This window comes from Microbacterium tumbae (assembly GCF_054780175.1).
On sequence record NZ_BAAGWV010000001.1, the window covers coordinates 1,571,604 to 1,584,736 of the forward strand.

Annotated in this window: 11 protein-coding genes; 4 read left to right on the forward strand and 7 right to left on the reverse strand. The window is 70.2% G+C overall.

Going from position 1 to position 13,133, the window contains the following annotated elements:
* Positions 1–31 precede the first annotated feature (31 nt).
* Positions 32–1,021 carry a malate dehydrogenase gene (locus tag ACYVGQ_RS07095; RefSeq protein WP_460783869.1) on the reverse strand — a complete coding sequence of 330 codons (990 nt, stop codon included), beginning with the start codon at positions 1,019–1,021 and terminating at the stop codon, positions 32–34.
* 32 nt (positions 1,022–1,053) lie between these two features.
* On the opposite strand from ACYVGQ_RS07095, the gene ACYVGQ_RS07100 reads away from it, so the two are divergent.
* Together ACYVGQ_RS07100 and pip are read left to right on the forward strand one after the other, a co-directional pair.
* Positions 1,054–1,950: a neutral zinc metallopeptidase gene (locus tag ACYVGQ_RS07100; RefSeq protein ID WP_460783870.1), complete on the forward strand. Its 897-nt coding sequence runs from the start codon at positions 1,054–1,056 to the stop codon at positions 1,948–1,950.
* An 80-nt stretch (positions 1,951–2,030) separates the two neighbouring features.
* The gene (gene pip / locus ACYVGQ_RS07105; RefSeq protein ID WP_460783872.1) at positions 2,031–2,996 is read left to right on the forward strand and encodes a prolyl aminopeptidase; all 966 of its coding nucleotides are present in this window, start codon (positions 2,031–2,033) and stop codon (positions 2,994–2,996) included.
* 526 nt (positions 2,997–3,522) lie between these two features.
* Here the strand turns inward: pip and ACYVGQ_RS07110 are convergent.
* From ACYVGQ_RS07110 to ACYVGQ_RS07120, 3 genes are all read right to left on the reverse strand, one after another.
* Complete coding sequence (locus ACYVGQ_RS07110; RefSeq protein ID WP_460783873.1) at positions 3,523–5,301, reverse strand: aldehyde dehydrogenase family protein; 1,779 nt, start codon at positions 5,299–5,301, stop codon at positions 3,523–3,525.
* A gap of 538 nt (positions 5,302–5,839) precedes the next feature.
* Positions 5,840–7,273, reverse strand: a complete 1,434-nt coding sequence (locus ACYVGQ_RS07115; protein WP_460783874.1) for an MFS transporter — start codon at positions 7,271–7,273, stop codon at positions 5,840–5,842.
* Positions 7,274–7,292: 19 nt separating this feature from the next.
* The gene (locus ACYVGQ_RS07120) at positions 7,293–7,559 is read right to left on the reverse strand and encodes a glutaredoxin family protein (protein WP_460783875.1); all 267 of its coding nucleotides are present in this window, start codon (positions 7,557–7,559) and stop codon (positions 7,293–7,295) included.
* Positions 7,560–7,628: 69 nt separating this feature from the next.
* Here ACYVGQ_RS07120 and ACYVGQ_RS07125 point away from each other — a divergent pair, with 69 nt between their 5' ends.
* A complete protein-coding gene (locus ACYVGQ_RS07125) occupies positions 7,629–8,030 on the forward strand; it encodes an SIP domain-containing protein (RefSeq protein ID WP_460783876.1) in 402 nt (133 codons plus the stop codon).
* A gap of 139 nt (positions 8,031–8,169) precedes the next feature.
* On the opposite strand, the gene ACYVGQ_RS07130 is transcribed toward ACYVGQ_RS07125, so the two are convergent.
* Complete coding sequence (locus tag ACYVGQ_RS07130) at positions 8,170–8,625, reverse strand: adenylyltransferase/cytidyltransferase family protein (protein WP_460783877.1); 456 nt, start codon at positions 8,623–8,625, stop codon at positions 8,170–8,172.
* 420 nt (positions 8,626–9,045) lie between these two features.
* On the opposite strand from ACYVGQ_RS07130, the gene ACYVGQ_RS07135 reads away from it, so the two are divergent.
* Positions 9,046–10,266: a glycosyltransferase gene (locus ACYVGQ_RS07135; RefSeq protein WP_460783878.1), complete on the forward strand. Its 1,221-nt coding sequence runs from the start codon at positions 9,046–9,048 to the stop codon at positions 10,264–10,266.
* A 66-nt stretch (positions 10,267–10,332) separates the two neighbouring features.
* Here ACYVGQ_RS07135 and ACYVGQ_RS07140 read toward each other — a convergent pair whose 3' ends face one another.
* Together ACYVGQ_RS07140 and ACYVGQ_RS07145 are read right to left on the reverse strand one after the other, a co-directional pair.
* On the reverse strand, positions 10,333–11,691 hold the full coding sequence (locus ACYVGQ_RS07140; RefSeq protein WP_460783879.1) for a phenylacetate--CoA ligase family protein: 1,359 nt from the start codon (positions 11,689–11,691) through the stop codon (positions 10,333–10,335).
* 80 nt (positions 11,692–11,771) lie between these two features.
* The gene (locus ACYVGQ_RS07145; RefSeq protein ID WP_460783880.1) at positions 11,772–13,124 is read right to left on the reverse strand and encodes a tyrosine-protein kinase domain-containing protein; all 1,353 of its coding nucleotides are present in this window, start codon (positions 13,122–13,124) and stop codon (positions 11,772–11,774) included.
* Positions 13,125–13,133: the final 9 nt, after the last annotated feature.

A 13,133-nucleotide genomic window follows, 5' to 3' on the forward strand; every position in this document is an offset into this window, starting at 1 on the left:
TCTGCCCTGCCCGGTGATTCCCCGCCACTGCTCAGAGCAGCCCGAGAGCGCGAACCGTCTCCCGCTCCTCGACGAGCTCGGCGACCGAGGCGTCGATCCGCGCCCGCGCCCACGCGTCCAGCTCGAGGCCTTCGACGATCCTCCACTCGCCGTCGACAGACTGCACGGGGAAGGACGAGACGAGGCCTTCGGGCACCCCGTACTCGCCGTGCGAGATGACGCCCGCGCTCGTCCAGTCGTCCGTCCCGTGCACCCAGTCGCGCACGTGGTCGATGACGGCGTTCGCCGCGGACGCGACCGAGGAGGAGCCGCGGACGTCGATGATCTCCGCGCCGCGCTTCGCGACCCGGGGGATGAACGTGTCCTCCAGCCAGGCCGTGACGGCGCCGACGCGCTCGGCGAGAGCATCCCGCACCGGTCTTCCGTCGACGGTCGCATGCGAGATGTCGGGGAACTGCGTCGCGGAGTGATTGCCCCAGATCGGGACGCGGCGGATGCTCTCAACCGGGGCATCCAGCGCCAGAGACAGCTGAGCCCTGGCGCGGTTCTCGTCGAGGCGGGTCAGCGCGGTGAAGCGCTCGGCGGGGACCCCGTCGGCCGCCGCCGCCGCGATCAGCGCGTTCGTGTTCGCAGGGTTCCCGACCACCGTCACGCGGACGCCCTGTGCCGCGTTCGCGGCGATCGCCGCGCCCTGCGGGCCGAAGATCCCCGCATTGGCGGCGAGGAGGTCGCCGCGCTCCATGCCCGGTCCCCTGGGCCGCGCGCCGACGAGCAGTGCGAGGTCGCAGCCGTCGAAGGCCTTTGCGGCGGCATCCGTCACCTCGACGTCCTCGAGCAGCCCGAAGGCGCCGTCCTGCAGCTCGAGCGCCGCGCCCTCCGCCGCCTTGAGACCCTGGGGGATCTCCAACAGCCGCAGCCGCACCTTCTCGTCCGGACCCAGCAGGTCGCCGGCGGCGATGCGGAACAGCAGCGCGTAGCCGATCTGCCCTCCCGCACCCGTGATCGTGATCGTGGTCGCCATGCACCGAGCCTACGCGCGCTACCCTCGGTTCCATGACGTTCAATCCCGATGCCGACATCTCCGGGCATTCCACGCGGCGGCGCGGCAGGACCGCCGCCGCGGTCGGCGGCGGCGCCGTGGGACTCGGCGCGATCGTCGTGCTCGTGGTGAGCCTGCTGTCCGGCGGAGAGCTCGATCTCTCCGGTCTGCTCGGCGGCGGAACGACCGGCAGCGCGCCCACCGGCACCAGCACGAGCGACCCGGGTCTTGAGCAGTGCGATACGGGTGCCGACGCGAACGCGGACGTCGACTGCCGCATGGCCGGCTCCCAGGTCGCTCTGGACGCGTACTGGGCGGATCACGTCGACGGCTATGTCGCTCCGACGCTCACGATCGTCGACGGGTCGACCTCCACGCAGTGCGGCACGGCGTCCAACGCCGTCGGGCCCTTCTACTGCCCGCCCGAGCAGGGCGTGTACATCGACCCGACCTTCTTCCAGGTCATGCAGCAGCAGTTCGGCGCCTCGGCGGGCAACCTCGCCCAGCTGTACATCGTCGGTCACGAGTGGGGACACCACATCCAGAACATCACCGGCGTGATGGGCGATCACCCGGACAACGGCACGGGGCCGGGCAGCAGCGGCGTGCGCACGGAGCTGCAGGCGGACTGCTACGCGGGCGCCTGGATCGGCGACTTCACCGAGCAGACGGATGCGGCGGGCAATCCGTATCTCGAGAAGCCGACGAACACGCAGCTGGAGGACGCCCTGAACGCCGCGCTCGTCGTCGGCGACGACCACATCCAGGAGATGTCCGGGTTCTCGAACCCGGAGTCGTTCACGCACGGATCCAGCGAGAACCGGAGGTACTGGTTCGCGAACGGATACCAGAACGGCCTCGGCGTCTGCGACACGTTCGCCGCATCGGTGCCGATCGAGGACGTTTCCTGACCCGCACGGTGCGCGGGGGACGGGGTCGCGCACGGTAGCGTGGATCCCAGAATGATGGATGCTTCGTACGGGGGTCGAAGATGGATCTGGATGCTCTCTATCCCGAGATAGAGCCTTATGACGGTGGGATGCTGATCGCAGGCGACGGCCAGCGTATCGCGTGGGAGGTCAGCGGCAACCCGGACGGCAAGCCGGTCGTGTTCCTGCACGGGGGGCCCGGAGGGGGGACGTCTGCCTGGCACCGGCGCTTCTTCGATCCGGACAAGTACCGCATCGTGCTGTTCGACCAGCGCGGCTGCGGCAGGAGCCTCCCGCATGTGAGCGCCCCCGACGCGGATCTGCGCTTCAACACCACGGCGCACCTCATCGCCGACATCGAGCTGCTGCGCAAGAACCTCGGGATCGAGAGCTGGCAGGTCTTCGGAGGGTCATGGGGCAGCGCCCTCGCCCTCGCCTACGCGCAGGCGCATCCCGACGCCGTCGGCGAGCTCGTGCTGCGCGGCATCTTCACGTTGCGCCGCGAGGAGCTGGAGTGGTTCTACGAGGGCGGGGCGTCCGCCCTGTTCCCCGATCTCTGGGAGGGGTTCATCGCTCCGATCCCCGTGCTCGAGCGCAATCGGATGCTGGAGGCGTACCACCGGCGTCTGTTCGATCCCGATCCTGCCGTGCATCTGCCCGCGGCGATCGCGTGGACGACCTGGGAGGCGTCCACGATCACACTGCGACCCGACGCCGCGGTCGTGGCCGGCATGACCGAGCCGGAGGCGGCGCTCGCCTTCGCCCGTATCGAGAACCACTTCTTCGTGAATCGCGGGTGGCTGCGGGAAGGCCAGCTCATCGAGGGGGTGGACGCCATCCGTCACATCCCCGCCGTGATCGTGCAGGGCCGATACGACGTCTGCACGCCGATGATGACGGCGTGGGATCTGCACAAGGCGTGGCCGGAGGCGGAGTTCATCGTCGTGGACGACGCCGGGCACGCGGCGTCCGAGCCGGGGATCCAGGCGGCGCTGCGCGCCGCGACGGATCGCTTCGCCGCTCGGTGACCGGGCTCTCTCCCGTTCCGTCTCCGTTCGTCGGGCGGGCCGGCTTCCTTTCCCGTTCGTCGGGCGGGCCGGCATCCTTTCCCGTTCGTCGGGCGAGTCGGCTTCCTCTTCCGTTCGTTGAGCGAGCTGGCTTCCTTTCCCGTTCGTTGAGCGAGCCGGAGGCGAGTCGAAACGGGGTTCGTCGCAAACGGCGTTTCGACTCGGTCGGCTGCGCCGTCCTCGCTCAACGTGCGGGGGGAGGGACCCCGTTCGTCCTCTCGCAACGTGCGGGGAGTGTGGCGTTCTCTGGTTCGTCGGGCGAGTCGGCTTCCTCTTCCGTTCGTTGAGCGAGCTGGCTTCCTTTCCCGTTCGTTGAGCGAGCCGGCTTTCTCTTCCGTTCGTTGAGCGAGCCGGAGGCGAGTCGAAACGGGGTTCGTCGCAAACGGCGTTTCGACTCGGTCGGCTTCGCCGTCCTCGCTCAACGTGCGGGACGAGGACGGCCGCATCGTCCTCGCGCAACGAGCGGGGACGAAGCGGGAGCCGCAGCTCAGGCGCGCAGCGCCTGGAGGAGCGTGCGGAGCAGCCCGGGGATCCGACCGGTGGCGCGGAAGCGCGTCAAGCCCTCGCTGACCTGTGCGCCGGTGCGGGCGGAGACGAACCACGGCGGCTTCGGCAGGATCGTGAAGCGATCGCCCTGGCGCGACAGCGCGCCGGGGACCCAGCGCGGGAACGGGCGGAACGGTCCGCGCACGACCGAGCGCTCGACCCCGTCCAGCAGCAGCGCATTGTGCACGACACCGATCCCGCTGCCGACGTCCTGCACGGTGCCGCCGGGGAAGGCGCCCCAGGTGAGCGTGGGCGTGATGAACCCGAACGCCGTCCACGCGTTCACCGCGATCGACCCGTAGCGCAGCTCCGTCAGAGCGCGCTCGAATCCGGATCCGAGCCGCTTCTGGGTGACGGGATCGATGAGCAGATTCGCGCCGAGAGTGCCCTGCAGGCGATCGTTCGCGTGCGCGACCGCGGCATCCAGGAACGCCTGCCCCGTCCCGGGGACGTCGACGACGCCGAGCACCGGCGCGAAGTACTCGGTGCGCTCCAGGGCCGTGGCGTCGGCGTCGCCGTCGATCTCGACGAGCAGCCGGTCTCCGAGCGCGAGAGCATCAGGATAGTCGGCGGCGGCGCGCTGGATCCGGGCATCCGAACCGGGGTACCAGATCGGCCGCTCCGGAGCGTTCGCGTACGCCCGCCGCAGCGCCGCGAGGAACTGCGCGCGCTGGGGCCAGTCGCCGGAAACGATGACGACCTGGCCAGCGATGCAGTTGTGGCCGCAGTTCTGCAGGCGCATCGTCGCGATGTGCTCGGCCTGGAAGGTGAGATCGGCATCCGTCCACTCCCCGGGGACGACGATGATGGGGGACACGCCGCCGAGCTCCGCGGTGATCGGCTTCTTGAGCAGAGGCCGATCCTCCCGTCTGCGGCGTGTGGTCTGCGCGGCGCCCGGCGCTCCCCAGGCGATCGCGTCGAAGGTGGCCGCGGACCCTGTGATGTGGACATGGGCCAGGCTCTTGTGCGCGGTGAGGTAGGCCCCGGTCGCCGGCCCGCCGCGGACGATCCGCACGAATCCCGGCTCGATGAGCGGCGCGAGGGCGCGCTGGTAGATCGGGACGAGGGCGTCCTGCGTCGGGTTCACCTTCAGCAGGGCGACGCGATTGTGCGCGAGCAGCTCGTAGAGCACGTCCAGCACGGGGATCGCGGTGACATTGCCGGCGCCGAGGACGAGTCCGACGCCGCCGGGCTCACCGGGGGTGCGCTGCGCGAGGCCGGCCGCGGCGCGCGCCCGTCGCGGGGTGATGCCCGGCTCCAGCCAGACCTCGCCCGTGAAGCCGGAGAGCAGAAGAGAGTCGATGCCTGTCAGAGGGAAGGCGTGCACGCGGATGCGTCCGCCCGGCGCCCTGTCGATGCGGACGCCCTCCAGCGGATTGCGTCCCTCCGCCAGCCGGGAGAGCGTCTCGATGTAGGCATCCAGGGCGCCGAGAGTGCTGTAGGGGCCGCTGAGCCATTCCTCGCCGCGCAGCGGGTGGCTTCCACCCAGTCCTTTGGATCGGGCGGCGCTCAGCGCCCAGTCCTCCGCGGAGGCGGCGACGCTCCGGCGCACCGCACGCAGCAGCGTGACGCGCTGTGCGAGGGAGAGACGCGACCAGGTGCGCGAGCCCTCGGCGAGCTCACGGATGGTCGCGTCGAGGGCGGCCCTCTCCTCGTCGGAGGCGGCGGGCGCCACGGCGTTCTTCTTCGGGGGAGCGGTGGATGCGGTCGCGGAGGTCATCGGCGTCTCCTTCGGGCGGGATCCCAGCCTACGTCGATCGGCCTGGCCGCGCTGTCGAAATCCGAGTCGCGCGGCTGATCCGAGTTGGCGCTGCGGCTATCTTCGTAGCGCGGGACGGGAAGGGCAGCGCGGGACGGGGATTGGTAGCGCGGGACGGGGATTGGTAGCGCGGGACGGGGATGGGCAGCGCGGGACGGGGAAGGGCAGCGCGGGATGCGGATGATTGGCGCGAGACCGGGATGAGCAGCGCGGGACGGGAAGGGCAGCGCGAGACCGGGATGGGCAGCGCGCGCAGCGCAGGGTGGGAGATCGCGCAAGGAATGCGAGGTCGGCCCAGGTAGCGCGAGTCGCGCGGCTGTTTCGGACCCGCGCTGCGGCCTTCCTTGCAGCGCGGGACGAGGATGGGCAGCGCGAGACGAGGATGGGCAGCGCGAGACCGGGCCATGTGCGCGGGGTGGAGGAGACAGCGCGAGCAGAGCGGGACGGAGCGGAGAGCAGAGGGCAGAGCAGGGGAGGGCAGAGGGCAGAGCAGAGGGGGTCAGAGGTCGATGTCCGCCTTGCGGAGCCGGTAGCGGGCGAGGGGGACGAGGCTCAGCGCCATGAGGGCGGCGGGCAGGATGCTGAAGCCGACCACGATCCCGGTGACGGCCGCCTCGGGCTGCGCCGCCGCGGCGCCGGCGACGCTCGACACGTACCCGGTCGCGGCGAGCATGAGCGACACCGCCGTCGCGCCCAGGGCGAAGCCGACGGTCTCGCCGGCCGTCCAGATGCCGGTGAAGGCGCCCGCCCCGCCGGGGCCGGTGGCGCGCTCGTCGTGCGAGATCACGTCGGGGAGCATCGCCATCGGCAGGGACTGCAGGCCCGCATAAGCGACGCCGGCCACGGCGACGGATCCGTAGATCCACGCGCCGGGAGCCCAGATCGCGACGGCGAGGGAGGCGGCGGCCACGAGGAAGAGGATGCTGGCGAAGCGGAAGGAGCGCTCCTTGCCGATGCGGCGGGCGATGGCCGTCCACCCCGGCGTCGCGATGAGGGCCGGGGCGACGAGGGCGGCGAAGAGGATCTCGACCGCTGACTCGGAGTGCAGCACCCAGGTGGCGACGTACTGCGCGCCGGCGAGCATCGTGCCGGTGGCGAGGGCCTGCAGGACGAAGGTCGCAAGGAGTGCACGGAACGGCGCGCTCCTGCGCAGCGCCGCGAATCCGGCTGCGTACTGCGCGCGGATGCCCCTCGCGACGATGGCGGACACCTCGGCCACCGGGGCAGCCGGAGCCGAGGTGGCCGGAGCCGGAGCATCCGCCACGGGATCCGCCGCCCGCGGGGAGCCCTCGGAGCGTCGCGGAGCGGTGCGGGTCGCCACCAGCATCCCGATGCCGATGACGACCCCGGCGGCGACCCCCATGAGCAGGTATCCGCTGCCCGGGTCTCCGGTCGCGCGGCGCAGCATCGGCCCTCCGGCTCCGAAGAGCAGGATCGCCGCTGTCAGCACGACGACCCGCCAGCCGAGCAGGCGGGTGCGCTCGTCATAGCCGTCGGTGAGCTCCGCGGGAAGGGCGATGTACGGCACCTGGAACAGGCTGAACGCCGTCGCGGTCGCGAGGAAGGCCAGCAGCACGGCGACCGCGCCGGCGACCGGCCCCCAGGACGGCGGCACGGCGAAGGTGAGCGCGAAGAAGACCGGCAGCGTCAGGGCGCCGGCGAGCATGAAGCCGCGCCGGGAACCGGTGCGCGCCAGCTGCCGGTCGGAGGCGACCCCAATGATCGGGTCGATGACGACGTCCCAGACTTTGGCGGCCGTCACGATAAGGCCGGCTCCGAGAGCGGCGACGCCCAGGTTGTCGGTGAGAAAGTAGGTCAGTACGAGCCCGGGCAGCGTGGCATAGCCTCCGGTGCCGAGCGAGCCGATCGCGTAGTCCGCGACCGTGCGGGGCTTCAGGCGGACGGATGCGGCCGGCTCCGCGGCGTGGCTCATCGCGCCAGTGTACTGCCCGTCAGATCAGCGACAGCTCGCGGAGCTTCGCCTCGACGTCGTCGTTCGACGGCTCGACATGGTGAGACGCGTCCGGATAGACGACGACGGGGATGTTCGTGCGCCCGGAGATCTCCTTCGCGACGTCGGCGGCGGCGGGGTCGGCCACGAGATCGACGTAGGTGTAGGCGACGCCGAGCTCGTCGAGCTGCTTCTTGGTGCGGATGCAGTCGCGGCACCAGTCGGCGCCGAACATCGTGATGCTGTCGGATGCGGGAGAGGCGGTCATTGCTCCAGCGTAAACGCCCGGAGACAAGAGGGCATTGCAACTAAGGTAAGCCTTACCTATAGTTGAGACGTGACTTCTGCATGTGAGCATATCGATGATCCGGACTGGGAAGGCCTCGACGGCCCGGTGCTGATCGCCGGCGACTCGCATGACCTCCCGGCCATCCGCAGCATCTGTCTGCGCCTGCCCTGGGATGCGCAGGGGACGGTGCTGCTCGAGGCGGCCGCGCGCATTCAGATCCGCCACCTCGACGTTCCGGATGGCGTCTCGGTGCGATGGCTCCTGCGCGGCGACGGCACGCAGGCGCGCGTGCGCGGCGAGCGCCTCGCCATGGCGGTGCACGCGTGGTGCGTGGAGTGGACGTGCAGCGAGCCGCCCGAGCAGTGGACGATCTGGCTGGGGCCGCACACGCCGCCCCGAGTCGCGCAGATGGCGCGGAGCCTGCTCGGCGTCAACGCCCCGGACTCCTGACCGGGTGATACCTCATGCCCCTTCCGGCCTCGGGCGAAACGACCGGATGCGGGCATGATCGCGGGGCCGTTCATCACCGGCATCCCGCACCGCGGGTCCTCGGCGGGCAGGGCAGAACCGACGAGGGCCCGCGAACCTCTCAGCCCTGCGAGACCAGCCCGCCCGTGGCCGCGCCGGCGGTGATCGCGTCGAGGGCGCGGCGCAGCGAGGAGCTCGAGGTGTGGGCGGTGTACGGGAAGTACACGACCTCGACGCCGACCTCGGCGAACTCGCGCTCCAGGCGCAGGCCCTTCTCGGTGCCGCGCCAGTCGTCGCCCTTGAAGAAGTGCGTGAAGTGCACGTCGCGCCAGGCATCCATCTTGGACGGCGTCGTCTCGACGTGCACGTGGTCGACGAACGAGATGTGGCGCACGATCTCGACGCGCTCCGTCGTCGGGATGACGGGCTCGATGCCCTTCACCTCGCGCAGCATCTCGTCGCTCACGACGCCGGCGATGAGCACATCGCACTGCGATTTCGCGTGGCGCAGAAGGTTCAGATGCCCGACATGGAACAGGTCGAAAGCCCCAGCGGCATAGCCGATACGCGTCCCCATGATCTCCCCAGATCAGTAGATTTCCCCAGAAGGACGGCCCCCACGGCCGTCTACGGCTCCCACAGCCGTATCCGATGAGTCTAGCGCCTCCGATGCCGCAGCGCACCTGATCCGGGACTCGCGCCCGTGCCTCCCCTCTTCTGCGCCGCGCGGCCCGTGCTCTCTGCGTCGTACGCTCCGTGTCCAGGAGTTCGTGGCCGTTCGGGTCATGTTCCCGCAGCTTCTGGGACACGTGGTGAGCGGCGTCCGGGAACCTGCGACCGGGCGAGCGGTGTGCTCGCATCTTCCGGGACATGCTTCCCACGCACGGGAAGCATGTCCCATGCACGGAAGCATTTCGGAGGCACGGGAAGGGGGGCGGGCGCTGGGCGCTCTGCAGGCAGGCGTGGCGCGGACGCATAGCCGGACGTGAAACGATGGATGCCGGCATCCGACGTGAGGGGAGGGAGACACGTGGCACTCGACGTCACCGTCATCGTCCCGACCTTCAACGAACGCGACAATGTCGTCGAGCTGGTGGCCCGCATCGCTGCAGCGCTCGACGGGCGCGCAGCCGAGATCCTGTTCATCGACGACAGCAGCGACGGCACGGCATCCGAAGTGCGCAGGATCGCGTCCGCGGCGCCCCTCCCTGTGCGCGTGATCCACCGCGAGCAGAACACGGGAGGGCTCGGCGGGGCGGTCGTGCTCGGGCTCGCGGAGGCGGATGCCGACCTCTGCGTCGTGATGGACGGCGATCTGCAGCATCCCCCCGAGCTGATCCCGATCATGCTCGATCGTCATGCCGAGAGCGATGCCGACGTCGTCGCGGCTTCGCGCTACATCGGAGGAGGGGATTCGCAGGGGCTCGGCACCGCGATGCGCTTCGGCCTCTCCCGGGCCGCCACGCTCCTCACGAAGGGGATGTTCCCCCGTCGGCTCGCCCGCAGCACCGATCCGATGACCGGCTTCTTCCTCGTCGACCGCAGCCGCCTGGACCTCGCCGAGCTCAAGCCGCAGGGTTTCAAGATCCTGCTCGAGATCCTCGCACGCTCCGACGTGCGCATCGCAGAGGTTCCGATGGAGTTCGCGGAGCGCCGTCACGGCACATCGAAGGCGACGCTGCGTCAGGGGGCGACCTTCGTCGCCCATCTCGCCCGGCTCCGCTTCGGAAAGATGTCGCTGTTCGCGGCCATCGGCATCCTCGGCGCCGTCGCGAACCTCGGCATCATGTGGCTGCTCACCTCGATGGGGATGCCGTACGTCTGGGCGGCGATCATCGGCGCGGAGACGACGATCATCGGGAATTTCCTGCTGCAGGAGCGCTTCGTCTTCGCGGACATGCGATCGGACGCGCGCGGGGGGTGGGTGCGCTTCGCCACCTCCTTCGCGTTCAACAACGTCGAGGCGGCGCTGCGCATCCCGATCATGGCTCTCATGGTCGAGAGCTGGCACATCTCCAGCGTCGTCGCGACTGCGATCTCGCTCGTCGTCGCCTTCTTCGCCCGGTTCCTGTTCCACTCGCTGGTCGTCTACGCGCCGCGCAGGCCGCGCAGGCGCCCGGATACGGCGGCCGCAGCGGCCGAGCCGAAGCCGGACACCGCGACGGTGCGCATCATCCGCGCGATCGACGCGGAGGCGATGCGGCCGGGGGAGCTCTGACGGGACGCGGACCGTCTCCGGGACGCCGCCGCCGTCTCCTCCGCAGTCCCTTGCGGCGTCGCGGAGTCAGGGCTGGCGGTGGTCGCCGCCCGCATCGGGGACGACGACGTCGCTGATGACGTACTTGATCTTCCCGCCGGTATAGGGCAGCGCGTCGACGGGCTCGACGGTCACCGGGACCTCGTGAGCGATCCGGTCGCGCAAGGAGCTCACGGCGTCGTCCACGTGGGCGCGGGCGTTCGCGCCGCCGCCGAGGACCACCCGGATGATGATCGAGTAGTCCGCCTGCTGGTGGATCTGGAAGAGGCGAACGGCCTCCGGGTGGCTGCCGAACATGCCCATGAGCCGGTGGGCGAGCACGGCTCCGCTGGGCAGCCGGATGAGATCCGTGGTGCGCCCCTGCGGCTGCTCCATCAGAGGCAGTGATCGTCCGCATGCGCAGGGCTCCGCGCGCAGGATGCCGCGGTCGCCGGTGCGGTAGCGGATGAGCGGGAACACCCGGTTGCGCAGATCCGTGATGACGAGATCGCCCAGCTCCCCCGGGGCGGCCGGCGCGCCGTTCTCGTCGACCACCTCGACACGGCGGACGTCGGAGAAGACGTGCAGCCCGTCGCGGCGCTCGCACTCTCCCGCCATCCAGCCGAACTCGGAGCCGCGGTACTCGTCGTACACCGGCGCGCCGAAGGTCTCCTCGAGCCTCGCACGCGCGGATGCTGTGAGGGGGGCCGCCGTCGTCGCCACGGCCAGAGGCTCTGGCACGGTCAGCCTGCGGCGCTCCAGGAAGTCCGCGAACTCCAGCATGGCTCCGACATATCCCTCGATCAGCCGCGGGCGGACCCGGGACAGCGACCGCTGGAAGGTCGTCATCGTCTCCGCGGAGATCATCCCGGCGTCGAGGTAGACCTGACGCGTCGGCCACCAGGAGAGCCCATTCTTCAGGGCATCCGCACGGCCGAAGTTCCATCGGCCGATCCTGGCGAGGTCGTCGTAGGGCTGGACGCCCCACCAGGAGTACATCCGCCAGCTCAGGGCGAGCGCGGGCACTCGTGCATCGTGCATCGTCCGCAGCGGCTCTCCGGTGCTTCCGCCCGTGAGCGCGGGGCGGATGTTCCTTCCCGTCGCCTCCGGCGTCGGGAAGTCGGCGCTGTGCTCCTTGATCGTGGCGCGGTCGAGGATGGGCAGCCTCGCCCACTCCTCGGGATCGGAGAGCTTCTCGGGGTCGATCCCGAGGGCAGTGAACGTGCGCGCGTAGTAGGGCGAGCTGCGCATCGCGAATCGCACGATGTCCCGTGCCAGATCGTCCTGCACCGCGCGCATCGCCTCCGGCGCGAGCCGCTCGTTCGCCAGGAGCTCGCGATGGAATCGACCGGCGCCCGCTCTCACCGTGCTCGCCTTGGCGGCGAAGACCGCTCCCCTGAACGTCATAGGCATGAGTGTAGCGGCCCGCTGCGGGGCGCAGTCCCGCCGCTCACCGCGGCGATCGTCGTCGTCGTGAGCGGGACGGATCATTCGCTGTAGTAGGCGCTCTCCCTGCGATCCCGGCGGGCCCGGTTGAGCACCGTGCCCAGGATCCGTGCGCCGCCCGACTCCAGCGACTTCACGCTCCTCGCGAGCGTGGCGCTCCTCGTCCTCGTCGCGTCGACGACCAGGATCACGCCGTCCACCAGCGGGGACAGCAGGTTCGCATCCGCCACGCTGAGGATCGGCGGCGAGTCGATCACGACGAAGTCGTAGGCATCCGACGCCCATTCGATCAGCTCGACCATCGGCGTGGACGTCAGGATCTCGGCCGGGTTCGGCGGGACGGTCCCCGAGGGCAGGACGTCCAGATCGGTGCCCGCGATGCGCTTCTTGGCGATCTCCATGTCGACCTCGTTCAGGAGCACGCCCGTGAGGCCGATGCTCCCATCGATCCCTGCGTGCTCGTGCGCCCTCGGTCGTCTCAGATCGGCATCGATGAGGAGCACCGACTTCTCGGCGGCCGCCAGCGTCATCGCGAGATTCACGGCGACGGTCGACTTGCCCTCGCCGGGAGCGCCGGACGTGACGAGCAGCACGCGGACGCGGGCGCTGACGTTGGCGTAGGTGAGGGCGGACTGGATGCGGCGGAACTCCTCGGCGGTGTGGCCGAGGCTCTCCTGCGCGACGGCGATGCCGCGCGAGGAGAGCAGAGGCGACTTCGTCACGACGCCGAGGACCGGCGCCCCTCCGACCCTGGCGAGGGTCTCGTCGTTGCGGACCCGCGTGTCGACCAGTCCGACGAAGAGGAGGGCGGCGAGCCCGACCAGCCCGCCCAGCAGACCCCCGAGCAGCGCATCGCGGGACTTGTTCGGGGTGAACTGGTACAGCGGCGGCACCGCGTCGTCGAAGACGTCGGCCGTGATGCTCGGCGCGCCGGAGGAGTCCTTGGGCGCGACCTCCTGGACGACCTCGATGAGGTGCTTCGCGACGGCGTTCGCGAGCTCCGCGGAGCGTTCGGGATCAGCGGTGATGGCGGTGATCCGCAGCGTTACGGTGCTCTGCGGGATCGTCACCTCGATGGAGCGGGCGAGCTCTGCCGGCGTCGTATCGAGATCCAGTTCGTCGATCACGGGGTCGAGGACGCGGGAACTCGGCACCAGCTGCGCGAAAGACAGCATCTGGCTCTGGGTGTACGCCGACCCCTGGTTGAGGTCGATCGCGCTGTCGCCCTGGTTGAGCGCGAAGATCAGCGATGTGGTCGCGCGGAACAGCGGCGTCTGCATGGCCGAGGAGGCGAAGGCGCCTCCGGCGCCGAGGACCGCGGCCACGAGAGCCACCCACCACAGCTTGCGGATGGACGTGAGCACGAACTGCACGCCGAACCGGGTGTCCGACATATCTATACC